The organism is Pseudomonas sp. LBUM1644 (assembly GCF_059716195.1).
Genome location: NZ_CP166812.1, coordinates 1,512,148 through 1,537,519, shown reverse-complemented (window position 1 = coordinate 1,537,519; position 25,372 = coordinate 1,512,148). Strand labels below are relative to the sequence as shown.

23 protein-coding genes and 1 pseudogene are annotated in these 25,372 nt (G+C 58.8%); 11 read left to right on the top strand and 13 right to left on the bottom strand.

Features of this window, described 5'->3' with window-relative positions; translation table 11 throughout:
- Nucleotides 1-117: 117 nt before the first annotated feature.
- The 3 genes from ACA052_RS07045 to ACA052_RS07035 are packed head-to-tail and all read right to left on the bottom strand — an operon-like array spanning nucleotide 118 to nucleotide 3,408.
- The gene (locus ACA052_RS07045; protein ID WP_497649006.1) at nucleotides 118-1,122 is read right to left on the bottom strand and encodes a 4-hydroxythreonine-4-phosphate dehydrogenase PdxA; all 1,005 of its coding nucleotides are present in this window, start codon (nucleotides 1,120-1,122) and stop codon (nucleotides 118-120) included.
- Complete coding sequence (locus ACA052_RS07040; protein ID WP_497649005.1) at nucleotides 1,119-2,075, bottom strand: amidohydrolase family protein; 957 nt, start codon at nucleotides 2,073-2,075, stop codon at nucleotides 1,119-1,121. The genes ACA052_RS07045 and ACA052_RS07040 overlap by 4 nt, the downstream gene beginning before the upstream one ends.
- Nucleotides 2,068-3,408: an MFS transporter gene (locus ACA052_RS07035; RefSeq protein WP_497649004.1), complete on the bottom strand. Its 1,341-nt coding sequence runs from the start codon at nucleotides 3,406-3,408 to the stop codon at nucleotides 2,068-2,070. Before ACA052_RS07035 ends, ACA052_RS07040 begins: the two co-directional genes overlap by 8 nt.
- Nucleotides 3,409-3,914: 506 nt before the next feature.
- Here ACA052_RS07035 and ACA052_RS07030 point away from each other — a divergent pair.
- The 4 genes from ACA052_RS07030 to ACA052_RS07015 all read left to right on the top strand — a co-directional run bounded on the left by ACA052_RS07030 (nucleotide 3,915) and on the right by ACA052_RS07015 (nucleotide 8,054).
- Nucleotides 3,915-4,931 carry a Bug family tripartite tricarboxylate transporter substrate binding protein gene (locus ACA052_RS07030; RefSeq protein WP_497649003.1) on the top strand — a complete coding sequence of 339 codons (1,017 nt, stop codon included), beginning with the start codon at nucleotides 3,915-3,917 and terminating at the stop codon, nucleotides 4,929-4,931.
- 52 nt (nucleotides 4,932-4,983) lie between these two features.
- Nucleotides 4,984-5,517 (top strand): tripartite tricarboxylate transporter TctB family protein, encoded by a 534-nt coding sequence (locus ACA052_RS07025; RefSeq protein WP_497649002.1) that lies wholly within the window; start codon nucleotides 4,984-4,986, stop codon nucleotides 5,515-5,517.
- A complete protein-coding gene (locus tag ACA052_RS07020) occupies nucleotides 5,514-7,043 on the top strand; it encodes a tripartite tricarboxylate transporter permease (RefSeq protein ID WP_497649001.1) in 1,530 nt (509 codons plus the stop codon). The genes ACA052_RS07025 and ACA052_RS07020 overlap by 4 nt, the downstream gene beginning before the upstream one ends.
- A 69-nt stretch (nucleotides 7,044-7,112) precedes the next feature.
- Nucleotides 7,113-8,054, top strand: a complete 942-nt coding sequence (locus tag ACA052_RS07015) for a LysR family transcriptional regulator (RefSeq protein ID WP_497649000.1) — start codon at nucleotides 7,113-7,115, stop codon at nucleotides 8,052-8,054.
- Nucleotides 8,055-8,820: 766 nt separating this feature from the next.
- Here ACA052_RS07015 and ACA052_RS07010 read toward each other — a convergent pair.
- Both ACA052_RS07010 and ACA052_RS07005 read right to left on the bottom strand, forming a co-directional pair.
- A complete protein-coding gene (locus tag ACA052_RS07010; protein ID WP_497648999.1) occupies nucleotides 8,821-9,684 on the bottom strand; it encodes a DMT family transporter in 864 nt (287 codons plus the stop codon).
- Nucleotides 9,685-9,781: 97 nt separating this feature from the next.
- Nucleotides 9,782-9,946, bottom strand: coding sequence for a hypothetical protein (locus ACA052_RS07005; RefSeq protein ID WP_497648998.1), 165 nt, complete (start codon nucleotides 9,944-9,946; stop codon nucleotides 9,782-9,784).
- Nucleotides 9,947-10,124: 178 nt separating this feature from the next.
- On the opposite strand from ACA052_RS07005, the gene ACA052_RS07000 reads away from it, so the two are divergent.
- On the top strand, nucleotides 10,125-10,670 hold the full coding sequence (locus ACA052_RS07000; protein ID WP_497648997.1) for a hypothetical protein: 546 nt from the start codon (nucleotides 10,125-10,127) through the stop codon (nucleotides 10,668-10,670).
- 250 nt (nucleotides 10,671-10,920) lie between these two features.
- Here ACA052_RS07000 and ACA052_RS06995 read toward each other — a convergent pair whose 3' ends face one another.
- Both ACA052_RS06995 and cysK read right to left on the bottom strand, forming a co-directional pair.
- Nucleotides 10,921-11,859, bottom strand: a complete 939-nt coding sequence (locus ACA052_RS06995; protein ID WP_497648996.1) for an aspartyl/asparaginyl beta-hydroxylase domain-containing protein — start codon at nucleotides 11,857-11,859, stop codon at nucleotides 10,921-10,923.
- Nucleotides 11,860-12,104: 245 nt separating this feature from the next.
- The gene (gene cysK / locus ACA052_RS06990) at nucleotides 12,105-13,079 is read right to left on the bottom strand and encodes a cysteine synthase A (protein WP_497648995.1); all 975 of its coding nucleotides are present in this window, start codon (nucleotides 13,077-13,079) and stop codon (nucleotides 12,105-12,107) included.
- Nucleotides 13,080-13,206: 127 nt separating this feature from the next.
- On the opposite strand from cysK, the gene ACA052_RS06985 reads away from it, so the two are divergent.
- Entirely contained in the window at nucleotides 13,207-14,283 is a 1,077-nt protein-coding gene (locus ACA052_RS06985; protein WP_497648994.1) for a DUF748 domain-containing protein, read from the top strand.
- Here ACA052_RS06985 and ACA052_RS06980 read toward each other — a convergent pair.
- Together ACA052_RS06980 and ACA052_RS06975 are read right to left on the bottom strand one after the other, a co-directional pair.
- The gene (locus ACA052_RS06980) at nucleotides 14,280-14,783 is read right to left on the bottom strand and encodes a DUF2442 domain-containing protein (protein ID WP_497648993.1); all 504 of its coding nucleotides are present in this window, start codon (nucleotides 14,781-14,783) and stop codon (nucleotides 14,280-14,282) included. The two genes, ACA052_RS06985 and ACA052_RS06980, sit on opposite strands and share 4 nt — an antisense overlap.
- Nucleotides 14,771-15,000 (bottom strand): annotated as a pseudogene (locus ACA052_RS06975) (DUF4160 domain-containing protein). Before ACA052_RS06975 ends, ACA052_RS06980 begins: the two are co-directional and overlap by 13 nt.
- A gap of 201 nt (nucleotides 15,001-15,201) precedes the next feature.
- On the opposite strand from ACA052_RS06975, the gene ACA052_RS06970 reads away from it, so the two are divergent.
- The gene (locus tag ACA052_RS06970; protein WP_008035065.1) at nucleotides 15,202-16,047 is read left to right on the top strand and encodes an AAA family ATPase; all 846 of its coding nucleotides are present in this window, start codon (nucleotides 15,202-15,204) and stop codon (nucleotides 16,045-16,047) included.
- Nucleotides 16,048-16,085: 38 nt separating this feature from the next.
- Nucleotides 16,086-17,264, top strand: coding sequence for a vWA domain-containing protein (locus ACA052_RS06965; RefSeq protein ID WP_150713797.1), 1,179 nt, complete (start codon nucleotides 16,086-16,088; stop codon nucleotides 17,262-17,264).
- 104 nt (nucleotides 17,265-17,368) lie between these two features.
- On the opposite strand, the gene ACA052_RS06960 is transcribed toward ACA052_RS06965, so the two are convergent.
- From ACA052_RS06960 to ACA052_RS06945, 4 genes are read right to left on the bottom strand one after another with little or no spacing between them, the layout of a single operon-like run.
- Nucleotides 17,369-18,289, bottom strand: a complete 921-nt coding sequence (locus tag ACA052_RS06960; RefSeq protein WP_497648992.1) for a 5-oxoprolinase subunit C family protein — start codon at nucleotides 18,287-18,289, stop codon at nucleotides 17,369-17,371.
- Nucleotides 18,286-18,990 carry a 5-oxoprolinase subunit B family protein gene (locus ACA052_RS06955; protein ID WP_497648991.1) on the bottom strand — a complete coding sequence of 235 codons (705 nt, stop codon included), beginning with the start codon at nucleotides 18,988-18,990 and terminating at the stop codon, nucleotides 18,286-18,288. The genes ACA052_RS06960 and ACA052_RS06955 overlap by 4 nt, the downstream gene beginning before the upstream one ends.
- A complete protein-coding gene (locus ACA052_RS06950; RefSeq protein WP_497648990.1) occupies nucleotides 18,987-19,739 on the bottom strand; it encodes a 5-oxoprolinase subunit PxpA in 753 nt (250 codons plus the stop codon). The genes ACA052_RS06955 and ACA052_RS06950 overlap by 4 nt, the downstream gene beginning before the upstream one ends.
- 44 nt (nucleotides 19,740-19,783) lie before the next feature.
- On the bottom strand, nucleotides 19,784-21,070 hold the full coding sequence (locus ACA052_RS06945; RefSeq protein WP_497648989.1) for an MFS transporter: 1,287 nt from the start codon (nucleotides 21,068-21,070) through the stop codon (nucleotides 19,784-19,786).
- Nucleotides 21,071-21,217: 147 nt separating this feature from the next.
- Here ACA052_RS06945 and ACA052_RS06940 point away from each other — a divergent pair, with 147 nt between their 5' ends.
- From ACA052_RS06940 to ACA052_RS06930, 3 genes are all read left to right on the top strand, one after another.
- Complete coding sequence (locus ACA052_RS06940; RefSeq protein ID WP_497648988.1) at nucleotides 21,218-22,147, top strand: LysR family transcriptional regulator; 930 nt, start codon at nucleotides 21,218-21,220, stop codon at nucleotides 22,145-22,147.
- 111 nt (nucleotides 22,148-22,258) lie between these two features.
- The gene (locus ACA052_RS06935) at nucleotides 22,259-24,181 is read left to right on the top strand and encodes an IucA/IucC family protein (RefSeq protein WP_497648987.1); all 1,923 of its coding nucleotides are present in this window, start codon (nucleotides 22,259-22,261) and stop codon (nucleotides 24,179-24,181) included.
- The gene (locus ACA052_RS06930) at nucleotides 24,171-25,328 is read left to right on the top strand and encodes an MFS transporter (RefSeq protein ID WP_497648986.1); all 1,158 of its coding nucleotides are present in this window, start codon (nucleotides 24,171-24,173) and stop codon (nucleotides 25,326-25,328) included. Before ACA052_RS06935 ends, ACA052_RS06930 begins: the two co-directional genes overlap by 11 nt.
- Nucleotides 25,329-25,372: the final 44 nt, after the last annotated feature.

Below are 25,372 nucleotides of genomic sequence, written 5' to 3'. Positions count from 1 at the left end.
ACGAATTAATGAGTGGATAGGGTTATCGGAAAGCAAAAAGATCGCAGCCTTCGGCAGCTCCTACAGGTGGACGCCTGTAGGAGCTGCCGAAGGCTGCGATCTTTTGATCTTCAGCTTCTAGTAGTTGCTGGTACCCATCCGACAAGCAATCTCGAACGCCTGCCGAATCGCCCCAACGTTAGCCTTACCCTGCCCCGCAATATCAAACGCCGTCCCATGCGCCGGCGTGGTAATCGGGATCGGCAAGCCGCCCTGCACCGTCACCCCACGGGAGAAGCCCATCAACTTGATCGCGATCTGTCCCTGGTCGTGGTACATCGTCACCACCGCGTCGAAGGCACTGGCATCGCCCTGAACCTTGAGGAAAATCGTGTCGCCCGGATACGGCCCCTCCGCAGCGATACCCAACGCCTGCGCCGATCGAACGGCCGGGCCGATGATGTCCAGTTCTTCGCGACCGAACGAACCGTTGTCGCCGTTGTGCGGGTTCAAGCCACACACACCGATGCGCGGTTTTTCCAGGCCATTGCGCTTGAGCGCGGTGTCGATCAGCTGGATCGCTTCCACCACCCGCGCCTGGCTGAGCATGCCAGGCACTTCGGCCAAGGCCACGTGGGACGTCACTCGCGATGTCCAGAGGTTGTCGAGCACGTTGAATTCGCAGAACGGCCCGTGGAAATCCAGCAGCTCGGCGAACCAGTGCAGCTCATCGTTATGCGCCATGCCGGCCATGTGCAGCGAGGTTTTGTTCAGCGGCCCGAACAGCACCGCGTTGGTGGTGCCGGCCTCGGTCAGGCGCAGGGCTTTCTCCAGCGTGTCGAGGCTGTAGCGACCGCCGATGACACTGGCTTCGCTGCGCGGGAACTCGCCGAGGGTGTCGCCGCGGAAGTCATAAAACAGCGGCGTGTCATCACGAAAATCCAGCTGATCCAGCGACTCGACACGACGATACGGAAATTCGACCCCGGCGATGCGCATGCCGCGGCGCATTTCCGTCTCATCGGCGATCAGGATCACGTTGGCTTGACTGCGCACCGAAGGCTCGCCGAGCAGGCGCGCGATCAGTTCCGGGCCGATACCTGCCGGGTCACCCAGGACCATGGCGATGGTGGTTTTGTTCATGCTTCACTCCTCAAGACTTCAGGCAATGTCCGGTCAATGGCGCAAGGCTCGCAGCGATAAATCCGCTGTGCGTTGCTATAGAAAAGACGCTCCTGATCTGCCCTTGGCTGATCAGCAACGATGGATTTGAAACCGCTGTAGATGTCGTCGAACGAGCCGCACAGGCTGTCCACGGGGAAGTTGCTGGCGAACATCGCCCGGTCCGAGCCGAACATGGCGATCACCTCGCGTACGACCCAGGCATTGTCTTTGGCGCGCCACGCCTGGCCGGCCTGGCCCAGGCCAGAAATCTTCACCTGCACGTTCGGCCATTCGGCCAGCCTCGCCATTGCCAGGCGCCAGCCCGCCAGGCCTTCGGCACTGCGGTCATTGGGCAAACCGGCGTGGTTGAGAATCAGCGTGGTGCCGGGAAAGTCCCGCGCCAGTCGCTCGGCCTCGTGCAGGTTCCACCAGGGTGTCTGCAAATCGAAATGAAGCCCCAGCCCTTGCAGAACGGCGTAACTGCGTCGCCAGTGTTCGTCGCTCATCAGGCTGCGCATGTGGCCAACCTGTGCGGGCGAGGTCGGTCCGCCGGGTTTGTGGCGCACGCTGCGCACACACTTGAAACTCGCTTGTTCGGTGAGCACCGCGATGGCGTCCGGATGATCGAGCCAGGCTTGCGCCACGATCGCGTTCGGTACGCCATAGCGGGCGGCCAGGCCTTCGATGAAACGGGTTTCGCCAATCGGGTCTTGCGGGTCCCATTCGGCTTCGATGTACACCGTTTGCACGACGTTGTGAGGGCCGGCATCGGCGAAGTAATCGTCGGGAAAATAACGACGCTTGATCGCGCTGTAATCACCGTAGCGAAACGCAATGTTGGCGTCGGGCGCGAGCCACGGATGGTAATTGATCGACGGGTCCCAGAAGTGATGATGGGCATCGATGATCGGGCCGTCCCACAGTTTAGTCATAGCGCACCTCGTCGAGGCTGATGAATAAAGTCGCCAATACAAACACCGCCGAGCACACCGCAAAGAACCCCAGCACCGGCGCAAAACCACCGGCCATTTGCAGGATAATCCCCACCAGAATCGGCACCGCGATGCCGCCGGTGCTGCCGGCCATGTTCATCACGCCGCCGATCAACCCGACTCGCGCCGGTGCCGCCAGCAACGCCGGGAAGCTCCAGTAGAGGCTGCCCCACATCAAGAAAAACGCGGTCATGGCCAACAACGCCACGGCCGCAAAAGGATTGCTCAGGGTCGGCAGCAGCAGGAACGCGCCGAGGGCCACCAGGCCGGAAAACGCCAGCAGGCTCTTGACCGCCACACCGCGGCTGACACCTTTGCGAATCAAGCCGTCGCACAGGAAACCGCCGGTCAGAGAACCCAACGCACCGCAGACGAAGATCACGAAAGTCGCCGCGCCAATGCCTTTGATATCGAAACCGCGAGCCTGCGCCAGGTAACTCGGGCCCCAGGTCAGCAGCCCGAAATACACCATCGCCCAACTGGCGCGGCCAATCAGCAAACCGCTCAGGGAACGGGCGGCGATGCCCAGGCCTTTGACCGGCACACGCGCCGCTTCAGCCGCCGGCGTAGCGCGCCCGGCGTTGATCTTCGCCAGTTCCTCCGCATTCACTTGCGGGTGAGTGGCCGGGTCATCCCGCAGATAACGTCGCGCCAGCCAGGCGAGTACCAACGTTGCAATACCGGCGATAACGAACGCCAGGCGCCACGAATCCAGCGAAGCAATCAGGTAGGCGATGATCAACCCGCCGACGGCTACGCCCAATGGGCTGCCACTGTCCATCAGCACCGCACCGCGACTGCGCTCGCTCGGTGCCAGCCACAGCGAAATCAGTTTGCCGCCCGAGGGAAACAACGGTGCTTCCGCGGCACCCAGTGCGACGCGGGCGAACAGCAATGACAAGCCGCCCGTGGCAAATGCGGCGATCACCTGGAACGTCCCCCACAGCCCGGTGGACCAACTGATGACCCGGTGCGGCCCGAAGCGGTCGATCATCCAGCCGCCGGGAATCTGCAACAGCGCGTAAGCCCAGAAAAAGCTGCTGAGGATCAGCCCTTGCATACTCGGCGACAGGGAAAATTCATGGGCGATGGTCGGCATCGCGATGGACAACGACACCCGATCGATCAGGTTGACCATGGTCAGCGCGAAGATGATCGCGAAGATCCTCCAGCGCACACTGCTGGCCTTGGTGGTGCCGGTCAGCGGTGTGGCCGCTGCGACGGGCTGGGCAACTGCGCCGGGCAGATGCAGGGAAGCACTGGGACGAGCCATGGTGCGTACCTCGATTTATTATTTTTGTATGGGCCAACAGTGCCGCTTTAAAACTGTAGGAGCGAGCTTGCTCGCGAAAAACGCTAACGATTACGCGGTTTTTCTGGCGAATCGCGGCGCTATTGAGTTCATCGCGAGCAAGCTCGCTCCTACAATTAATAATTAAGTGCGTTTTAAGGCGGCGTTGGTGAGCACTATCGAAGGCTCATTGATAACCGTCTAATCAAAACTTGAAATACGGCGATAGCCTCGGGTTATGGCATGCCCTGTTTTGAGCCCGCTTTCAGGGGCGCCCTATCGCTCGACTTTCCTCGTAAACCGCTCTGGTGCAGAGCCCTTGGCGATCCTGGCGATTTCGTCCGCCGTGACCTATAACCCCAGGCTATCGGTGTATGTATTGTTTTGACTAGACGCGGGGCCGGAGGCTTCCCACACTCAGGCCAGGCTTGCAGCTTTTGAACACCGACAAGTCACTCATAACAACTACAAAAACGAGGCCTTCCATCATGCGAAATGCATTCGTCCGTCGCACATCCCGTCTGTTTCTTGGCTGCACACTGATCGCCGCCGGAACCCTTCCCGCTCTCGCTCAAGCCGCCTGGCAACCGGACAAGAACGTCGAAATCGTTGTCGCTGGCGGTCCCGGTGGCGGCACTGATCAACTCGGCCGGCTGATTCAGTCGATCATCACCACCCACAAGTTTCTCGAGGTGAATACAATCGTCCTCAACAAGGGGGGCGGCAATGGCGCCGAAGCCTTTCTCGACTTGAAGATGAACAAGGGCGACCCGGAAAAACTGGTGATCGGCACCAACAACATCTACCTGTTGCCGCTGGTTTCCAAGCTCGGCTATCAATGGCAAGAGTTGACGCCCGTCGCTGCCGTGGCCGAGGACGACTTCATTCTCTGGAGCTACAAAGACGCGCCGTGGAAGGACGCCAAAGGCTTCTACGAAGCAGTCAAGGCGGACCCGTCGAACCTGCGCATGGGCGGCAGTCAGTCCAAGGATGTGGACCAGACCCTGACCCTGCTTCTCAACCAGACCAACAACAGCAAACTGGTGTACATCCCGTTCAAGAGCGGCAGCGAAGCCGCGACCCAACTCGCCGGCAAACACATCGCCGCCAACGTCAACAACCCCAGCGAAAGCATCAGCCAATGGCGCGGCGATCAGGTCGAGCCGCTCTGCGTGTTCAGTAACGAGCGCATGGCCTACACCGAAAAAGTCGCCGGCGATAAATCCTGGGCCGACGTGCCGACCTGTCACGAACAGGGCCTGGGCATCGATCAGTACCGCTTCCCGCGCACCGTGTTCATGCCCGGCGAAGTCACCGCCGAACAGCGCGCGTTCTATGTCGAGCTGATGCGCAAAGTTACCGAGACGCCGGAGTTCAAGGCCTACGTCAAGCAGAACGCGCTGGTGCCAACCTTTCTCGAAGGCGAGCCGCTGACCGCCTACATTGAAAAAGACACCGCCCGCGTCACGCCGGTGTTCAAAGAAGCCGGCTGGCTGAAAAACTGAGTTGTCCACGGCCGTCCGCTCGCGCACGGCCGTCACCTCTGGAGGTGCTTTCATGTCCCATTCTTCGGATTCACCGACGCTGGTCGGTACCCGCTGCGTCGAACTCGGCCTGGCACTCTTCACGGCGCTGATTGGCGCGGTGGTGATGTTCGGCAGTCTCGAACAAGGTATCGGCTGGGGCGATTCCGGCCCTGAGCCGGGTTACTTCCCCTTCTACATCGGCCTGATGCTCAGCGCCGCCAGCGTGGCCAACGGCGTGTTGACCGTGGTGCGCTGGCAAGCCCTGAGCATTGCTTTCGTCAGCCGCAGCGCGTTCCGGCAAGTGCTGTCGGTGTTCATCCCGATTGCGCTGTTCGTAGGCGCCATGCCATTCACGGGCATCTACGTGGCCTCGGCCTGCTTCATCGCCTGGTTCATGTGGCGTGACAAGGTGCGCGCCAAGCCTTATGGAAAATTGATGATTGCCACCGTGTCCCTCGGCGCAGTGCTCGCCAGTTACCTGATTTTCGCGCTGTGGTTCAAGGTCCCGCTGGATGCCGGCCCGATGGGCGACTGGATTGCCCTGGCCGGGAGAAAATTCAAATGAGCGAGTTCGATTCCCTGCTGCAAGGCATGAACCTGATCCTGACCCCGGGCCATGTCGGCCTGATGGTGATCGGCGTGCTGCTGGGCATTCTGGTCGGCGTGTTGCCCGGCCTCGGCGCCCCCAATGGCGTAGCGTTGCTGCTACCGCTGACGTTCACCATGTCGCCGGTGTCGGCGATCATTCTGCTGTCGTGCATGTATTGGGGCGCGCTGTTTGGCGGCTCGATCACCTCGATTCTGTTCAACATTCCCGGAGAGCCGTCATCGGTGGCGACCACCTTCGACGGCTACCCGATGGCCCGCGAAGGTCGCGCCGCCGAAGCCCTGACCGCCGCGTTCAGCTCGGCACTGATCGGCGCGTTGGCCGGGGTGTTGCTGCTGACTTTCCTGTCGACGCGGATTGCCGCGTTCGCCATGTCTTTCAGTTCGCCTGAGTTCTTTGCGGTGTATCTGTTGGCGTTCTGCACCTTCATCGGCATGAGCAAGAACCCGCCGTTGAAAACCGTGGTCGCGATGATGATCGGTTTCGCCATGGCAGCGGTCGGCATGGATACCGTGTCCGGCAACTTGCGCCTGACCTTCGACCAACCGGTGCTGATGACCGGCATCAGCTTCGAAGTGGCGGTGATCGGTTTGTTCGGCATCGGCGAAATCCTTTGCACCGTCGAGGAAGGCCTGGTGTTCCGTGGCGAGCATGCGCGCATTACACCGATGATCATCCTGCGCACCTGGGCTAAATTGCCTCGCTACTGGTGGACCATTGTGCGCAGCACGCTGGTGGGGTGCTGGATGGGCATTACACCGGGCGGCCCGACCGCGGCTTCATTCATGAGCTACAGCCTGGCGCGGCGTTTTTCGAAAAATCGCGACAACTTCGGCAAGGGTGAACTCGAAGGCGTAATCGCCCCGGAAACGGCCGACCACGCCGCCGGCACCAGCGCCCTGCTGCCCATGCTGACCCTGGGTATTCCAGGTTCGGCGACCGCTGCGGTGATGCTCGGCGGCTTGATGATCTGGGGCCTGCACCCGGGCCCGACGCTGTTCGTCGAGCAGCATGATTTCGTCTGGGGCCTGATTGCCAGCATGTACCTGGGTAACGTGGTGAGTCTGATTGTGGTCTTGGCTACTGTGCCGCTGTTCGCCTCGATCCTGCGCATTCCGTTCTCGATCATCGCGCCGATCATCATCATGGTCTGTGCCATCGGCGCTTACTCGGTGCACAACTCGTTCTTCGACGTGGTGTTAATGCTGGGCTTCGGCGCGCTGGGCTACCTGTTCAAGAAACTCGGTTATCCGATCGCTCCGCTGGTGCTGGCGGCCGTGCTGGGGGACAAGGCCGAAGATGCATTCCGTCAGTCAATGCTGTTCTCCGACGGGCACCTGGGGATTTTCTGGTCCAACCCATTGGTGGGCTGCCTGACCACGGCCGCGCTGTTGATGCTGTTCTGGCCGCTGATTTCCAAGGCATTGGGAGCACTGGTGGGGTTGCGTAAACCCAACGTTGCCAAGCCAAAATCGGTGCTGTGATACGGCAATGCTGGCAACGCCTGGCATTTGTTGTCAGGCTTGCCGCAGTCTATTTTGCGAGCGCGGCCCATGACCCGAATTCCTGATGCCAACGTGATCCACAGTCGACTGCGTCTGCGCCAATTGCGGCTGATGCTGGCGCTGCAGGAATTCGGCTCGTTGCGCCGCGCCGCGGACCACATCGGCATGACCCAACCCGCAGCGACCAAGATGCTGCATGAAGCTGAGGATTTGCTCGGCGTCGAGCTCTTCGAACGCCTGCCCAGGGGCATGCGTTCCACCCCGTTCGGGGAAACCGTCATCTACTACGCGCGCATGGTGTTTGCCGAACTCAGTGGCATGCGTGAAGAGCTGGTCGCGCTAGAATCCGGCAACCTCGGGCGAGTGGCGGTCGGGGCGATTCCGGCGCTGGCTTCGGGACTGCTGACCCGGACCATCGCGACCTTGAAACAGAGTCACCCACGGCTGTCGATGAGTATTCAGGTCGATACCAGCGACGTGCTGGTGCAGGCGCTGTTGCAGGATCAACTGGATATTGTCCTGGGGCGGATTCCGGCCGGTGCGCGGGCTGAAGAATTGCTGTTCGACAGCCTCGGTGAAGAAGCCCTGTGCGTGATCGCTGGTGCGCAAAATCCACTGGCGCAAGAGAAGCAACTGAGTTGGGCAGAATTGCAGAACATGACCTGGGTGTTGCAACAGCATCCAAGTCCGATGCGCGCGATCATCAATCAGGTGTTCCACAACGCGCGGGTCGACATCCCCAACAGCATCGTTGAAACCACGTCAATCATGACATTGCTCTCACTGATCCAGCAGACCGATATGCTCGGCGTCACGCCGGTGTCGGTGGTCGAGGACTACCCCGGCCGTGATTTGCTGGCGGTGTTGCCGATCAAGTTCGAGGCGCGGCTGCCGCCCTATGGATTGATCACCCGGCGCCATCGCATTCAGTCGTCGGCGATGCAGGCGTTCATGAATTCGGTGCGGGCCGAGCATGCGCTGAGCAAATAAAAAGGCCGGATAGCGGTTTGGTTTTTTGGTCGGGCTACATATTCGTTTCTTTGAGGATGGCGGCTAATGGTTCCGCCCTTACGGCGGGTCACTTTCGAAAAGCCGGAATGCCGGCCCAGTCGAAAGTAACCAAAGCGCTCTTGCCCCTTTCGTTCGGTGCCTCGCTCCGGTCCTGCTCCGTGGGGGCGAATACCGAAACGGCACCGCGAGGCGGCCTACCGGCCGGCCTGGCTCTACAGATGTACGCATTTCCCTGTAGGAGCTGCCGAAGGCTGCGATCTTTTGATCCTGCCTTTAACGGCAGTCAAATCGCCGAAGATCAAAAGATCGCAGCCTTCGGCAGCTCCTACAGGGGATACATGCATCCCGCAAGAAATGGGTCTGCTATCAGGCCGCCTTCGCGAGCAGGCTCGCTCCCCCATAAAGCAGATCGGCGTACAGTTTGTGATGTTCACCACTCAAGGTCGAGCGTTAGCTCGCCTGTAGCTCTTGATCTTGACGCACCGCCCCCTCGTGAGGCCGAGTGGAGGTTCTGCGCAGTGGGCAACCCGGCATGGATGCCGGGTTAGCCGCCCCCGGCCATGGATGGCCGATGGCGGCGGGCCCACGGAGCAGGACCGGAGCGAGGGCATGCCGAGCCACAGCGAGGCACCGAACGAAAGGGGCAGAAGCGCTTGGTTACTTGGCGCTTCTCCAAGTGACCCGCCGTAAGGGCGGAACCATTACCAGTCGTAGCCGCAAAAACGGATATGCCCCCAATCCATAACTACGCCGTCTTACGAAACACAAACCCCAACCCAACAATGATCAGCACCATCCCAAGCATGCTCAACATCGCAAGCCTGTTGCCGAAAAACAGATAATCCATCACCGCCGTCACCGCTGGCACCAGGTAAAACAGACTGGTGACATTCACCAGATTGCCCCGAGCGATAAGACGGTACAGCAGCAGAGTCGCCAACACCGACACCACCAGCCCCATCCACAACACCGGCACGATGAAACCACTGCTGTGTTCAAAGTGGAATGGCTGGAACGGCACGAAAACCCCGCAGAGCAACAACCCGGCGAGGTACTGCACCGGCAACGTACCGAGGGGATTGTCAGTGATGCGTTTCTGCATGATCGAGCCGAACGTCATGCTCGCCAGTGCCAGCAGACCAAAGAGCATGCCAGCCAACGACATGCCTGCCAGGCCGATGCCTTGGTAGACCACCATGATCAACCCGGCCAGCCCCAGCGTCAGGCCGAACATTCTGCTGGCTGATCGCTGACGCTCCATGATCACCACCGTGAGAATCGGCTGTACGCCCATGATCGTAGCCATCACACCCGGCGTGACTTTCAGGTCCAGGGCCAGCAGATAGAAGATCTGATAAGCCCCCAGTAACACCACGCCCGTAGCCACCGCATACAGCATCGGCTTGCCGCCCTTGGGCAGTTTCAGCTTGAGCAACGGTTTCAACAGCACCAATCCACACAGAGCGATGGCGAAGCGAATCAACAGAAAGGCAAAGGGTGACGCGTGGGCCAGGCCCCATTTGGAGAAGATCGCCCCGCTGCTCCACAGCAGGACGAACAGGCTCGTGGACGCCGCCGCGAGCGCGGATTTTTTCGACAGGACAAACATGAATACCACCTGTAGTCAGGCAAAAAGCCAACTCAGCCGAAGCTGAAATTCAGTAGTTTTTTTCAGGCGGGCTTGGGGAACAGCCAAGAACAACTGATCAGCCCGAAACGCCAACGCCCGGCGGTGATACGACCGCGTATACCGGCGTGCTACGAACAGGTGGGGGGTAATGACTGATCTGCGCAGGCTGCTGATTCCCGCACGGCATGACGCCAGCGTTGACCGCTGAATCGACTACCGCGTTGATGAGGGATGCAGGCATGGGCTGATCTTTTTTGAGGGCCGTGCTTGGGAAGGCAGGCGAGCGCCGACTATAACCAGCGACTGACATGGATTGCAATCAGTTGGACAAAGAGCCAGTAGCGACAGCTAAAGATCTGCTGCTTACTCTGGGAGAACGGAATCGCCCTCTGCGGGAGACATGGAATGCTTGAGATTACATGCCAAGGGAACGGACGCATCTTCGGTATCAGTTGTATAGGTCAAACGCGAGAACACTTGCGAGCATCAAGACTGTCCAGATGCAACATGAGCTGGAGCTGAGTGGCCAAGGAGGCCTCGATTTATCGAAAGTGCGCTTTGACCCGATCAACGCTCAGGCACTGCATGCTTGGGAGTCCTGGGAAGATCAACACTTTGCATGGAATGAAGTGCTCGGATGGAAAGCTAGGGAGCCATTGGCGCTGGATCTAGCCATCTGGTTCGATGGAGAACTTTGCGGATTGTGCTTTGCAAATCCAAACAAAAGCCGGCGCAGAATTCGCATCGTGCGATTGGAAGGACGGCCAGGAGAATTTCCCCCCCTGAAAAAACGTATCGCAACATTGTCCTTATTGGTCATTCAACAGTACGCCAATATTCTCGGCAGCCGCTTTATCGAAGTTCAGGAACCGATGCCAGGCGCCATTTCAATCTACCAACGGCTCGGTGTTTACTTCGATGCAGACCACCGCCTTGTCAAAGCAGTCGGGAGCCTAGTATCTTGAACTTTGTGCAAATAATAACCAGCAGCGAAGAAAATATGAGTAAACCGATTAAAAACACCCGTACAGGAAAACGTCGTTCCATAGTCGGAAGAAAAAAAATCACGTCGGAGCTGACGCCTAATGAGCGGAGCCTTCTACAAATACTTGTGGCAGGCATCGAAGATGAACCTGATGTGCTCGCCGGGCGCCGATGAAATTCACGGCAAAAAAAACCGCTCAAAAGGAGCGGTTTTTTGTTTTGTAATCGGAATCAACCAAACAACCAATACCCCAAAAACGTCAGCACCACCACCGCCAACACCGGCCGCAGCACGCGATATGCTTTTTTATGACGACGCTTCCACTGCTTGACCACACCACTGAACTTGTCGCTGGAGTTCTTGCTCCAGGCATAAGCCTGATTGATACCGCCAACCCGTTCATCATCAAGATTCTGCGGCGCGGTGGCGCGACCCAGCCAGCCACTGATACAGCGGTTGATGCGGGTCATGAGGCGGTTACTCAACGGCCGCTCGATGTCGCAGAACAGAATGACCCGAGTCTTCTCGGTTTCGTTCTTGACCCAGTGCACATACGTTTCATCGAACATCACGTCTTCACCGTCACGCCAGGCGTAAACCTGACCGTCGACGAAAATGCGGCAATCATCGGAGTTCGGTGTCGACAGCCCCAGGTGATAACGCAGGGATCCGGCAAACGGATCGCGGTGGGGGTTGAGGTGACTGCCACCGGGCAACAACGCAAACATGGCGCCTTTGACGTTGGGAATGCTGCTGACGAGGGCCACTGTTTTAGGACACAGGGCTTCGGCAGATGGTAAGGGTTTGTCGTACCACTTGAGGTAGAAACGCTTCCAGCCTTTCTTGAAGAAAGAGCCGAAACCGGCATCATTATTCTTTGCCGCGGCGCGTATGTAGCCCTCGTCGAACAGGTGCATCGCTTCGTCGCGAATGACTTCCCAGTTGTCTTTGAGCACGTCCAGTTCCGGGAACTTGCTGCGGTCCAGGTACGGTTTGGACGGCACGCCGGAGAACAGATACATCAGGGCGTTGTAGGGCGCGAACAGCGCAGAGTGGTTGACGAACTGACGCAGGACCGGTAAACGCGCCTTACCGCGCAAGTGCACGTAGAGAGTGCTACCCAGGAACAGCAGCAACAGCGACGCCTTCGCGGCAAAGGAAAAGGTCATCAACAACTCCTTGAGAATAGGCAACTTTGCACAACGCCATTTACCCGACGTGGCAGCCGGCCATGATAAATCACTACCGGCTTCGGGAAAAACCCGCAAAACCCAACATTCAGTGTTAACGATCGCGCAATAAAGTACTTATTAACATAAGGCTCCTGAACGTAGGCTGACCTGGGTCAGCCTCCCCTCGCCTTAAGAAGCAAAGATTAAGATCAAGATCAAAAGATCGCAGCCTCCGGCAGCTCCTACGCCTGGTTTTCCTGGTCGGTGAACAGATCACTGAACAGCATGCTCGACAGGTAGCGCTCGCCTGAGTCGGGCAGAATGACCACAATGGTCTTGCCCTGCATTTCTGGGGTTTCGGCCAGTCGGACGGCCACTGCCATGGCCGCGCCGCAAGAGATGCCACACAGAATCCCTTCTTCCTGCATCAAGCGCAGTGCCATGGCCTTGGATTCGTCATCAGTCACCAATTCCACCCGATCGACGATCGACAGATCAAGATTCTTCGGCACAAACCCGGCGCCGATCCCCTGGATCTTGTGCGGGCTCGGCTTGATCTCCTCGCCGGCTAGCGCTTGGGTAATCACCGGTGACGACACCGGCTCTACCGCCACGGAGATGATCGGTTTGCCCTGGGTATTCTTGATATACCGCGAAACGCCGGTAATGGTTCCACCTGTTCCGACGCCTGCGACCAATACATCGACCGCACCGTCGGTGTCGTTCCAGATTTCCGGACCGGTGGTTTTTTCGTGGATGGCCGGGTTGGCCGGGTTATCGAATTGTGCCGGCATGAAATAGGTGGAGGGGTCGCTGGCAAGAATTTCGGCAGCCTTTTCGATCGCACCTTTCATGCCCTTGGCCGGTTCTGTGAGTATCAACTCGGCGCCAAGGGCCTTGAGCACTTTGCGGCGCTCGATACTCATCGAGGCCGGCATGGTCAGCATCAACTTGTAGCCGCGCGCGGCAGCAACGAATGCCAGGCCAATGCCGGTATTGCCAGAAGTCGGTTCAATGATCGTCATACCAGGTTTGAGTTTGCCGGAGCTCTCGGCATCCCAGATCATATTTGCGCCAATCCGGCACTTAACCGAATAACCCGGGTTGCGCCCTTCGATCTTGGCCAGGATGGTGACGCCGCGCGGGGCGATGCGGTTGATCTGAACCAGCGGCGTATTGCCAATGGAATGGGCATTGTCAGCGAAAATACGACTCATGGCTGGGTCCTTATACAGCGTTGAATAAGCGCTCCAAGGTATGCTTCTTGCCTGTGGTCGTCCAGTCGGGTCGAACGTCCACGCATCGCCGCAGTCAATGGTTTTACATCGCCAGAGATTTGCCATCATGAAACGTCGATACAGCTGGCCCCTGTGGATCCTCACCGTCATCGTTGTGCTACTGATTGCGCTGCATATCGCCCTGCCCTACATGGTGCGCGATTACCTGAACGATAAACTGGCGAACATGGGTGACTACCGTGGACAAGTCACCGACGTAGACCTGGCCCTGTGGCGCGGCGCCTACAAAATAAACGGACTGAAGATCGTCAAGGTCGACGGCAAGGTGCCGGTGCCCTTCGTCAACGCGCCGCTCATCGACCTCGCCGTCAGCTGGCATTCGCTCTGGTACGACCATGCCGTCGTGGCCAAGGTGCAGTTCTTCAACCCCGAGGTGAACTTTGTCGACGGCGGCGCCAACAAGCAAAATTCCCAGACCGGTCAGGGCACCGACTGGCGTGAACAATTGAGCAAGCTGGCACCGATCACCCTGGACGAAGTGCGTATCTTCGACGGCAAGATCAGTTTCCGGAATTTCAATTCCAAACCACCTGTCAATATGAACGCCACCCAGGTCAATGCCAGCATTTACAACCTGACCAACGTCGTCGACAAAGAGGGCAAGCGCGACGCGCGCTTCGAGGGCAAGGCGCTGCTCCTTGGCCAGGCGCCGATGGAAGCCACCGCGACCTTCGACCCGTTGAGCAACTTTGAAGACTTCGAATTCCGTCTGCGGGCCAAGGACATCGAACTCAAACGCATGAACGACTTTGCCTCGGCCTACGGCAAGTTTGACTTCAACGCCGGCCACGGTGATGTGGTAATTGAAGCGAAAGCCAAGAAAGCCCAATTGACCGGTTACATCAAACCACTACTGAAAGACGTGGACGTGTTCAATTGGCAGCAGGACGTGGAAAACAAGGACAAAGGGATTTTCCGTTCCATCTGGGAGGCCATCGTCGGCGGCTCCGAAACCGTGCTGAAAAACCAGGGCAAAAATCAGTTTGCGACCCGTGTCGAGCTGAGCGGCAACGTGCATCGACAAGATATCAGCGCGTTCCAGGCGTTTTTGCAGATTTTACGCAATGGTTTCATCCAGGCCTTCAATGCCCGGTATGAGCGTCCGAAGCCAGAGACGGGTTAAGGTTTGCGGGTGACGGTGTAGCGCCCGGTCTCTTCGGCCGCGCGCGCCTGATTTGATTGTTGCTGCAAGAAATCCCACCCGAGACAGGCCAGGGCCAATGATCGGGGCACGGCTGCACGGCCACTGCTGTAGCGAGTGATGCTTCGGGCACTCACGCCCAGTGCTTCGGCTGCCTGATTGAGGGGCAATCCGGTGCGGGCTCGCCAGTCGATGAAGATGCGGGTGTTTTCATCGGATGTGTTTTGCGCGAGAGCATCCAGATACAACGTGTCTGCACCAATCTGAATATCCTGCTCAGGCCACTCGACACTCCAGCCATCATCGCCTGGCGTCGCACTCTCGAATGCGCCAGCCTCCAGCAGAGGCTGCAATCCGGGATATGAACGCAGGTCCCTGCTCAAATCGAGGGTCAATTGCTGGCCGTCGATGAAAGTCAGCGCCAGACGAAAGCCCGGCAATGCCTGCACGGCCGACAGCCGTGGTCGTTTCATGGGTAACATCGCTTCCAATCCTCCAGCAATTGCACTTGATGGGCCCTGACCCACGCCAGCGCTTCCTTGATAATCAACGGCGGCGCCTTGCCGACCATCACTTCGACGGTTTCCAGGCTCAGCATCACATCAAGCCCGCCACCGGTCAGATGGACGTGGGTGGCGGATGATCCTTCTCGCGCAGCTGAATACGGTACGTATCGCGAAATCGATATTTAGTAGACATGCCAGGCAAGCTATCGCCAAAATGGCGATAGCTCAATACTGGCCAGCAGCCAAGACTGAGTCAAGATGTGACGCCCCATTCAGAGACTGAATAAGACGTCTGCGTTCACAGTCGACCGGGCGCCGCGTTATAGTCGGGCACTACACTATTTCGCCCCGCCCTGCCTCGTTCAGGTCGGCATTACCGTTCGAGGATTAGCAGATGAAGTTCGAAGGCACCCAGGCCTATGTCGCCACCGATGACTTGAAGCTGGCGGTCAACGCCGCCATTACCCTGGAGCGGCCGCTGCTGGTCAAGGGCGAACCGGGTACCGGCAAGACCATGCTCGCCGAACAACTGGCCGAGTCCTTCGGCGCCAAGCTGATCACCTGGCACATCAAGTCGACCACCAAGGCGCATCAGGGTCTCTACGAGTACGATGCCGTCAGCCGCCTGCGCGACTCGCAACTGGGCACGGAAAAGGTCCACGACGTTCGTAACTACCTGAAAAAAGGCAAGCTCTGGGAAGCGTTCGAATCCGAAGAGCGCGTGATTCTGCTGATCGACGAAATCGACAAGGCTGACATCGAGTTCCCGAACGACCTGCTGCAAGAACTCGACAAGATGGAGTTCTACGTTTACGAGATCGACGAGACCATCAAGGCCAAGAAACGCCCGATCATCATCATTACCTCCAACAACGAGAAAGAACTGCCGGACGCGTTCCTGCGCCGTTGCTTCTTCCACTACATCGCGTTTCCGGATCGCGTCACGCTGCAGAAGATCGTCGATGTGCATTACCCGGACATCAAGAAAGACCTGGTCAGCGAAGCGCTGGACGTGTTCTTCGACGTGCGCAAGGTGCCGGGCCTGAAGAAAAAACCATCGACCTCCGAACTGGTGGATTGGCTGAAGTTGCTGATGGCCGACAACATCGGCGAAGCGGTCCTGCGCGAACGTGATCCAACCAAGGCGATTCCGCCACTGGCCGGCGCACTGGTGAAAAACGAACAGGACGTGCAATTGCTTGAGCGCCTGGCGTTCATGAGCCGTCGCGGCACTCGCTAAGCTCCGCTTTTTTTTATCAAAAGCGGGAGGCCAACGCCATGCTGCTCAACCTGTTCAATGAAATGCGCGCAGCCAAGGTGCCAGTCTCGGTACGCGAGTTGCTGGACCTGATCAACGCGCTGAAACAACGCGTGACCTTCGCCGACATGGACGAGTTCTATTACTTGTCCCGAGCGATCCTGGTGAAGGATGAAAAGCATTTCGACAAATTTGACCGGGCGTTCGGAGCGTACTTCAACGGCCTGGAAAAACTTGACGACCACCTTCAGGCGCTCATTCCTGAAGACTGGCTGCGCAAGGAGTTCGAACGTTCCCTGACCGATGAAGAACGCGCGGCGATCCAGTCCCTTGGCGGCCTGGACAAGCTGATCGAAGAGTTCAAGAAGCGCCTCGAAGAACAGAAGGAGCGCCACGCCGGCGGCAACAAATGGATCGGTACCGGTGGCACCAGCCCGTTCGGTTCCGGCGGTTTCAACCCGGAAGGTATTCGGGTCGGTGACGCCGGCAAGCGTCAGGGCAAAGCGGTCAAGGTCTGGGATCAACGCGAGTACAAGAACCTCGACGACTCGGTGGAACTGGGCACCCGCAACATCAAGGTAGCCCTGCGCCGGCTGCGTAAATTCGCGCGCCAGGGTGCGGCGGAAGAGCTGGACATCGATGGCACGATCGACCACACCGCTAAAGATGCCGGATTACTCAACATCCAGATGCGGCCGGAGCGGCGCAACACCGTCAAGCTGTTGCTGCTGTTCGACATCGGTGGCTCGATGGACGCCCACGTGAAGATCTGCGAGGAATTGTTCTCGGCCTGCAAGACCGAGTTCAAGCACCTGGAGTACTTCTACTTCCACAACTTCATTTATGAATCGGTGTGGAAGAACAACATGCGTCGCACCTCCGAACGCACCTCGACCCAGGACCTGCTGCACAAGTACGGTGCCGACTACAAAGTGATTTTCATCGGTGACGCGGCGATGGCGCCTTATGAAATCACCCAGGCCGGTGGCAGCGTCGAACACTGGAATGAAGAAGCCGGTTATGTGTGGATGCAGCGCTTCAAGGAGAAGTACAAGAAGCTCATCTGGATCAATCCGTATCCGAAAGACACCTGGAGCTATACCTCGTCGACCAATATCGTGCGGGATTTGATTGATGATCAGATGTATCCGCTGACGTTGCGGGGGTTGGAGGAAGGGATGCGGTTTCTTTCCAAGTGACCTGAAAGATCGTCCGAACGCGGCCCGAGCCTTCGGCAGCTCCTACAGAGATCGGCGTAGGAGCTGCCGCAGGCTCGGGCCGCGTTCGGACGATCTTTTGATCTTCACCTGAATCGCCGTAGATACTCGACCTGCTCCCGATGCGCCACCTCCTGCACCACCGGCCGTAATCGCACCATCGCCCCCGGCAGACACTGCGCCAGCCGCGCCAGCGCCAACGGCGTCAATGCCCCCAACCGCGGATAACCGCCAATGGTCTGCCGATCATTGAGCAGCACAATCGGCTGTCCATCCGGAGGCACCTGGACCGCGCCCAGCGGAATGCCCTCGGAAATCATCGGCTTACCCTGGTACTGCAACGCTGTTCCCAACAGGCGAATGCCCATCCGGTCAGCACGGCTGTCGAGGGTCCAGGTACGGTTGAACGCGTCGAACAGACTCTGGCCGCTGAACTCACCGATCTGTGCACCCAGTACCAGGTCCAGCGGAGCATCCAGATTGAAGTCCGGCACTTGTTCGAGCGGCACCGCCCGCAACAACACCAGCGCATTCCCGGAATAGCTCAATGCGGAACCTTTGGCCAACGCCCGGCCCATTCCATCCAGGCCACCCAGTTCCTCACGGACCACCGTCGCACTGCTGCCCAACACCTTCGGCGCATCAAACCCGCCCGGTGCCGCCAGATAGGCGCGTGCCCCGAGCAGCGGTTGAGTGAACTGCAAACGCTGGCCTTTGTTCAGCCGAAAACTGCGCCACGGCGCCAACGCCTCGCCATTCACTTGGGCGCCCAGATCCGCTCCGGCGAGTGCCAGCACGCAATCTTCCTCGGCCACCACCGTGAACCCGCCCAGGGTGATTTCGATCACCGGCGCATCCAGCCCATTACCCAGCAGCCAGTTGGCCCACGACATTGAGCGCCAGTCCAGCGCTCCACCTTGGGTGACACCCAAATGCCGCACGCCGAAACGACCAGCGTCCTGCAACAGGCACAGCGGCGTACTCGCCTCTATTGATAGACGGCTCATGCCTGCGCTCCCAGTGGTGTGTCGTCGCCGCCCAGGTTGATGAACTCGGCATGGCTGACCGCTTCGAAGCGCACGGTGTCGCCCGGTTGCATGAGGCTGTAGCCCTCACGTTCGCGGTCGAACAGTTTGGCCGGCGTGCGACCGATCAGGTTCCAGCCGCCGGGAGACACAACCGGGTAGGCGGCGGTCTGGCGTTCGGCGATGCCGACACTGCCGGCCGCCACTTTCTTGCGCGGGGTATTCAGGCGCGGCGCAGCGAGCACTTCTTCCACCAGCCCCATAAAGGCAAAACCCGGCGCGAAGCCCAAGGCGAACACCTGATACTCGCGCTCACTATGACGGCGGATCACCTCCTCCATCGCCAGTGCGCTGCGCTGAGACAACAGGCTCAGCTCCGGGCCGACGCTCACGTCGTACCAGACCGGCAGCACATGACATTGGCCGCCGGTGCGAGCATTGGGCGACAGATCGATCAAGGCTTGAGCGATCAGCTCTCGTGCCTGAGACGGACTCAACGCCGTCAGATCGTAATGCACCATCAACGTCGTGTAGGACGGCACCAAATCAATCAGATGCACGCCGAACGCCCCGCGCAGTCTCTCACTGGCAGCGAGCATCCACGGCATGTTGGCTTCGGCGATTTCATCGAACAGGCGCACCATCAAGCAATCCAGCGCGACCACTTCCACCCGCAGTTTCATGGCGCACTCTGCTGATCAAGGGCTTCGCGAATCCGTCGCACCGCGGCCACCGAGCTGGCGTTGTCGCCGTGCACGCAGAGGGTGTTGGCCTGCAAGAGCAAAGCGCTACCGTCGCTGGCGGTGAGGTTGTCGCCTCGGGCAATGGTCAGCGCCTGGTCGATGATTTTTTCCGGATCGTGGTGCACCGCGCCCGGTAGTTGCCGCGAGACCAGCATGCCCGCGCTGTCGTAAGCGCGGTCGGCGAAGGCTTCGAACCACAACGTCACACCGTATTCATCACCCAATTGCTGCGCGACACGGTTATCGCGAGTCGCCATCAGCATCAGCGGCAACGACTTGTCATAGGAAGCCACGGCTTGCAGGACTGCCCGCAATTGCGCCGGGTTGGCCATCATGTCGTTGTACATCGCACCGTGCGGCTTGACGTAGCTGACGCGTCCGCCCTGGGCCCGGCAAATCCCGTCGAGGGCGCCAATCTGGTAATGCAGAATGTCCTGCAGTTCCTGGGCGTTATACGTCATGGAGCGACGTCCGAAACCAACCAGATCCTGATAGGCCGGATGCGCGCCGATCTTCACACCATGACTCAAGGCCAGGCTGACGGTCTTGCGCATAATGCTCGGGTCGCCGGCATGAAAACCGCAGGCAATGTTGGCGCAGTCGATGAAGGGCATGACCTCGGCGTCCAGACCCATGGTCCAGTTGCCGAAACTCTCGCCGATGTCACAGTTCAATAGCAGGCGGCTCACGGTGAACTCTCCTGTAGGCTTTATTCTTTTCAGATGTAGGCAGATTACTGCTCATCCAGTTGTTTGCCACGGGTTTCTGGCAGACTCAGTGCCGCAAGGATCACCACCCCGTAGGAAACCGCCGCAAAGGCGCCGATGCCGACACTCAACGGCACCGTCTGGCTGAGCAAACCGATCAGCAGCGGGAACAGCGCTGCCAGCGCACGCCCGATGTTGTAGCAAAAACCCTGCCCCGAACCACGAATTCGTGTTGGAAACAGCTCGGTCAAAAACGCGCCCATGCCACTGAAAATCCCCGAAGCGAAGAAACCCAACGGAAAGCCCAGCCACAGCATCACGCTATTGCTGACCGACAATTGGGTGTAGAGCAAAACGATGGTGAACGAGCCGATGGCGAACAGGATGAAGTTCTTCTTGCGCCCGAGGATGTCAGTCAAATACGCGCTGATGACATAACCGACGTAGGAACCTACGATCACCATCGCCAGATAACCGCCCGTACCGAGCACGCTCAAACCCCGCTCGTTCTTCAGGAACGTCGGCAGCCAGGAGGTAATTGCGTAATAACCGCCCAATGCGCCGGTGGTCAGCACCGAGGCTCGAATTGTGGTGAAAAGGATGCCAGGGGCAAAAATCTCGTAGAACTTCGCCGGGTTACTCGGCTCTTGCCTGGCTTTGGCTTCGCGATAAATCTCCGGGTCCTTGACCAGCCGGCGGACGAAGATCACGAAAACTGCCGGCACAATGCCAAGGATAAACAGCGCGCGCCAGGCGTCTTCCGGTGGCAACACCGAAAACAGCAGCGCGTACAGAATCGCGGTCAACCCCCAACCCAGCGCCCAACCCGATTGCACCATGCCCACCGCTTTGCCACGGTCCTTGGCGCGAATCACTTCGCCCATCAGCACCGCGCCAGCGGTCCACTCGCCCCCGAAACCGAAACCCATCAAGGTGCGGCTGATCAGCAGTTGCTCGTAGTTCTGCGCAAACCCGCAAAGGAAGGTGAAGAAGGCGAACCACAGCACCGTCAGTTGCAAGGTGCGCACGCGGCCGATGCGGTCGGAGAGAATGCCGGCCAACCAGCCACCAATGGCCGAGGCAATCAGGGTGCTGGTGTGAATCAACCCGGCTTCACCGGTGGTAATGCCCCACATTGCAATCAGGGTCGGCACCACGAAACTGAGCATCTGGGTGTCCATGCCGTCCAGGCCATAGCCGATCTTGCAACTCCAGAACGTGCGACGTTCCTGCTGATTGATGTTGCGGTACCAGTCGAAAGGTCCCGGGCGAGCGGTGGCCTTGGGGATGTCGAGCGTGTCGGGCGCACTCATGGCAAATCTCCGCGCTAATTTTATTGGTATTGTTCTGAGCCCCGACGACGCCTATCGTGGGAACCGGATGGCCTGATTTTTGGCTCCCCGGCCCTTCTGCGTCCAACTAATAAAAACCCGCCCTAGACATAAGAAAAACTTTATCCCATGAACCTGAAGTTTCTCGAGACCTTCGTCTGGGTCGCCCGGCTCAAGAGTTTTCGCCTGACGGCAGACAAGCTATTCACCACTCAGGCATCGATTTCCAGCCGCATCGCGGTGCTTGAAGGTGAGCTCGGGGTGAAGCTGTTCCTGCGTGATTCACGCGGTGTGAGCCTGACCCCCGAAGGTTTGAAAGTGCTCGAATACGCCGAGCAAATGATGGACACCATGCAGGCCCTCAGGCAGTCGATCGAGACGCGTTCGAACAAGGCCGGACGCGTGCGCATCGGCGTCATGGACACGGTGATTCACACCTGGCTCAGCCCGCTGGTGGCGCAGATGACAGATCACTATCCGCTGGTGGAGATCGAGCTGGTGGCCGATACCTCGCTCAACCTCTGCGATCAGCTGCAAAAAGGCTTCCTCGATCTGATCCTGCAAACCGATCTGGTGCGCCAGGAAAGCGTGCGCAGCCTGGAGCTGGCGAGTCATCCGATGGGCTGGATCGCGGCGAGCAATTCGATCTACAACCGTGACTACACCAATGTCGCCGACCTGGCGCGTGAGCGGATCATCACCTATTCGAAGAACTCACATCCGCATCAGGAAGTGCTCGCGCTGATGCAGGCCAATGGCGTGATGACACCGCGGCTGAACTGTGTGAATTCGGTGTCGGCCATTACCCGGCTGCTGCGCGATGGCTTCGGCATTGGCGCGTTGCCGCCGGTACTGGTAGCCGAGGAACTGGCGCGGGGGGAGTTGATCTTGCTGGCCATCGAGCAACGGCCGCCGAATTTGCAGGTGGTGGTGTCGTGGCGAACCGGGGCGGAATGGGTCGAGGAGATCGTTGCGTTGTGTCAGTTGGTGTTGGAGGGGTATGCGCGCAAGGTGGGTGAGGATTACATCTGCATAAGCAAACCAGTGGTGAATATATAAACCGGAAGTTTCCCACGCGATAATAGGAATCGCCCTCATTACCATTATTTTCCAAGACGTTACTCTTTGCGCGCTTTCAGCTAAACGACTGTCGACAAGGAGTCGGACTCGATGCGCGCTTATTCGAAAAAACAGCAGCAATTGCTCTCGCACTGGAGCGAAGCCCTTGGCACAGAGGCGTTCCAGACCCATCGCATTACCCTCGATCATCTGAGCAATGCGCTCGAACCCGCCGCTCAACGCTGCTTTCAACGCCTGATCCAGGCGTTGTTTCGAGAAAACCTGATCGCCCCCGAAACCTGCGAGTTCGGCATCGACGGCCAGTGCCGGTTGCCAATCGGTGATGGTGCGTACCTTCGCTTTGATTATTTATCGGGCGGAAGAATGAACAGTTGGGATCTGCGCGGCAGCATAGTCCTCCATACCCCCGGCATGCTGCCACATAGAATCCAGTTGCCCAGCGAACTGCTCGTTCACCTCAGCACTCAATTTACCCCCACGGCTTCCCCCCAGGCACTCGAACGCCTAACCCGAGAGCTAGATAACAGTTTCAGCAATGACACCCTGTGCCTAGCGTTTCACCACCGATGGACCGAACGTCTGAGAGAGCAGATCGACACCAGGTATGACGACAATTTACTTGCGTGGCTCAAAGCCAGCCCCGGCCATCGAAACCCAATATCACTGCTTGAACAATGGGGCACACTCGGCCATCCCTGGCACCCTAACTACAAGACCAAATTGGGCCTGAGCGCCGCTCAGGTCATCGCTTTCTGCCCGGAGTTCGAAGCGAGCATTCCTATTGTCCTGTGCGCCTTGCACCGCGAATTCGCCCACGTCGAAACGCTGGCCGGCACCCTCGATTACCGGGACTGGTGGCAAGGCCACTTCCCACAGGCCGCCGAAAAACTGCAGCAGCATTTGGAGCAACTGGGACTGGATGCAACGGACTACCTTCCACTCCCTGCTCACCCTTGGCAGGCCCATGAGGAATTGCCTCATTCGTTCGCCAAAGAGCTCGCCGACAACCGGCTGATCATCACCAACATCGTTGCGTTCACTGGCAACCCGACCATGTCCTTCCGGACGGTAACGCCGGAGGACAGTGGAGTCGCGCCAATGGTCAAACTGCCGGTGGCGCTACGGTTGACCAGTGTGCAGCGCACTGTGTCACCGCGCTCGGCCAGAATGGGGCCGCGCATCAGCCAATTGATCCTGCAGATTCTCGATCAGGCACCGAACATTAAGCGCCTGCTAAATATTGTTCCGGAGCGCATCGGCATTCACTACGTGCCGCAACCGGCCGATGACGAGCAATCCCGGCATGCGGCTGTGCTTTATCGCGACAACCCGCAAACGCTGATCAAAATTGGTGAGCTGGTGGTTCCGGTAGGCTGCCTGTTCGCCGTCAATGAGTTCGAACAACCGTTACTGCGTGACTGGGTACGGCTGGCTCAGGGCCGGGACGATAGGGAGGCGATGCTGGCGTTCTTCGAGGATTACCTGTCGATTACCGTACCGAGCCTGCTGGGTATGTATTTGATGTATGGCGTGGCGTTCGAAGCGCATCAGCAAAACAGCTTCATGGTGATGGGTACCGATGGACAGTTGAACCGGCTCTTATTGCGCGACTTTGGCGATATTCGTATCCATCGCAAAACACTGCACGCGAAGGGTCTCGATATCCAGTTGCACGACCCGAAAATGACCCTATACGACGAGCCTGGTTTTGTCCGTGACAAACTTCTGCACACGACGTTCATGTGTCACTTGGGCGAGTTGGCATTACTCTGCGCCCGACATTGGAATGTGCCTGAAAACATTCTTTGGGAGCGTTTGGCAACTCGCGTTGCTCATTGCTTCGATACCTTGCGCGAACACGTCGAACCGGAACGTTGGGAGGTCGAACGCCAGGCCTTGATGGAGCAGGATTGGCCAGCCAAGTCGTTCATGCGCATGCGATTGCTCGACTGCCATACCGATATCGTCGGACGCTTGAGTAACCCATTGCGATCAAGCACTCATGCGCGCTGACGGTCGCGCATTGCAACTGCTGATAGCCATCCAGTTTGTCTCCATGGGAGCCATGGAAATGAGCGGCCCGTTCTGGCCCATACAGATCCAGCTTCTTCTCGGGCCAGAAGGTGCTGGTCACATCCCGTTGTTGTCGGCGCTGGTCTACGCCGGCCCGATGTTCGCGGCCATGCTTCTGACGCCTGTATGGGGGCGGTTGGGGGACCGCGTCGGGCACAAGCCGATGATAGTTCGGGCGTTGCTGGCACTCGCGCTGTGCCAGGGGTTGGCGAGCATCATCGTCGACCCTTGGTTGCTGGTAGGCATTCGCGTAATGCAAGGCGCACTGGCCGGGTTTCTCGCCGCTGCGCAAGCCTATGCGCTGGCCTGTTGCGACAACTCCCGGCGCGGTATCACCCTGGCTCGCCTGCAATCAGCGACAGCCGTCGGCTCGCTGATCGGCCCGGTGCTGGGCGGCTGGCTGATGGATATCTCGGGATTTGCCCTCCTCTGTTATGGCGCGACCGCGATTTGTCTCGGGTGTGCACTGGCAAGTTTTTTCCTGCCGGCCGACACGACTCGGAGTTCGAATGAAAAACCTGTTGCGCCGGTTTCCCTGCCAAAAGGCTGGCTCGGTGGAATTCTGCTGGTGATTGTGCTGATTCAAGCCGCGAAGTTGATGCCGCAGCCGTTTTACGCCTTGTACGTCGCCAACATCTTGCAGGCGCCTAACTGGCTGATCGGAGCCACTTACGCGGCGAGCGCCGCGACCCTGGCCCTGTCCGCACCCATCTGGGGACGCCTGTTCGACCGCTGGGAGTCGACTCACACCCTACGCGTTATCGAAGGTGTGGCCTGGTTGTGCGCCCTGACGCTAGCCGCGACAGCACTGGCCAACGAGTGGTTGGGATTTCTCGCCAGTCGGCTGATCTGGGGTATCTGGCAAGGCGCGCTACTTCCCGTCACTTACGCCCTAATCGCCAATACCGTTTCCCCAAACCAGCATGGTTTTGCCCTGGGCCTCGGTAACAGCGCGGCAAAGGCTGGTGCTTTGCTCGGCGTCGTTCTCGGCGGAGTCGGTATGGGGATCGTCGGCCTGGCCCACAGTTTCTGGCTGGTTGCGCTGGCCTACGCGCTGGCCGCCCTCGGGATCCGCTGGGTGCGGTAATTCATCGCAACGTCCGACCACTTGACCTTCCCTACGCACATTCA

What these genes read in the sequence shown, in the direction of transcription:
- ACA052_RS07045 (WP_497649006.1), bottom strand. Translation starts at nt 1,122, where the DNA reads ATGAACAAAACCACCATCGCCATGGTCCTGGGTGACCCGGCAGGTATC.
- ACA052_RS07035 (WP_497649004.1), bottom strand. Translation starts at nt 3,408, where the DNA reads ATGGCTCGTCCCAGTGCTTCCCTGCATCTGCCCGGCGCAGTTGCCCAG.
- ACA052_RS07030 (WP_497649003.1), top strand. Translation starts at nt 3,915, where the DNA reads ATGCGAAATGCATTCGTCCGTCGCACATCCCGTCTGTTTCTTGGCTGC.
- ACA052_RS06985 (WP_497648994.1), top strand. Translation starts at nt 13,207, where the DNA reads ATGAAACGTCGATACAGCTGGCCCCTGTGGATCCTCACCGTCATCGTT.
- cysK (WP_497648995.1), bottom strand. Translation starts at nt 13,079, where the DNA reads ATGAGTCGTATTTTCGCTGACAATGCCCATTCCATTGGCAATACGCCG.
- ACA052_RS07020 (WP_497649001.1), top strand. Translation starts at nt 5,514, where the DNA reads ATGAGCGAGTTCGATTCCCTGCTGCAAGGCATGAACCTGATCCTGACC.
- ACA052_RS07000 (WP_497648997.1), top strand. Translation starts at nt 10,125, where the DNA reads ATGCCAAGGGAACGGACGCATCTTCGGTATCAGTTGTATAGGTCAAAC.
- ACA052_RS07015 (WP_497649000.1), top strand. Translation starts at nt 7,113, where the DNA reads ATGACCCGAATTCCTGATGCCAACGTGATCCACAGTCGACTGCGTCTG.
- ACA052_RS07005 (WP_497648998.1), bottom strand. Translation starts at nt 9,946, where the DNA reads ATGCCTGCATCCCTCATCAACGCGGTAGTCGATTCAGCGGTCAACGCT.
- ACA052_RS06965 (WP_150713797.1), top strand. Translation starts at nt 16,086, where the DNA reads ATGCTGCTCAACCTGTTCAATGAAATGCGCGCAGCCAAGGTGCCAGTC.
- ACA052_RS07010 (WP_497648999.1), bottom strand. Translation starts at nt 9,684, where the DNA reads ATGTTTGTCCTGTCGAAAAAATCCGCGCTCGCGGCGGCGTCCACGAGC.
- ACA052_RS06970 (WP_008035065.1), top strand. Translation starts at nt 15,202, where the DNA reads ATGAAGTTCGAAGGCACCCAGGCCTATGTCGCCACCGATGACTTGAAG.
- ACA052_RS07040 (WP_497649005.1), bottom strand. Translation starts at nt 2,075, where the DNA reads ATGACTAAACTGTGGGACGGCCCGATCATCGATGCCCATCATCACTTC.
- ACA052_RS06980 (WP_497648993.1), bottom strand. Translation starts at nt 14,783, where the DNA reads ATGTTACCCATGAAACGACCACGGCTGTCGGCCGTGCAGGCATTGCCG.
- ACA052_RS06995 (WP_497648996.1), bottom strand. Translation starts at nt 11,859, where the DNA reads ATGACCTTTTCCTTTGCCGCGAAGGCGTCGCTGTTGCTGCTGTTCCTG.
- ACA052_RS06960 (WP_497648992.1), bottom strand. Translation starts at nt 18,289, where the DNA reads ATGAGCCGTCTATCAATAGAGGCGAGTACGCCGCTGTGCCTGTTGCAG.
- ACA052_RS06955 (WP_497648991.1), bottom strand. Translation starts at nt 18,990, where the DNA reads ATGAAACTGCGGGTGGAAGTGGTCGCGCTGGATTGCTTGATGGTGCGC.
- ACA052_RS07025 (WP_497649002.1), top strand. Translation starts at nt 4,984, where the DNA reads ATGTCCCATTCTTCGGATTCACCGACGCTGGTCGGTACCCGCTGCGTC.
- ACA052_RS06935 (WP_497648987.1), top strand. Translation starts at nt 22,259, where the DNA reads ATGCGCGCTTATTCGAAAAAACAGCAGCAATTGCTCTCGCACTGGAGC.
- ACA052_RS06930 (WP_497648986.1), top strand. Translation starts at nt 24,171, where the DNA reads ATGCGCGCTGACGGTCGCGCATTGCAACTGCTGATAGCCATCCAGTTT.
- ACA052_RS06940 (WP_497648988.1), top strand. Translation starts at nt 21,218, where the DNA reads ATGAACCTGAAGTTTCTCGAGACCTTCGTCTGGGTCGCCCGGCTCAAG.
- ACA052_RS06945 (WP_497648989.1), bottom strand. Translation starts at nt 21,070, where the DNA reads ATGAGTGCGCCCGACACGCTCGACATCCCCAAGGCCACCGCTCGCCCG.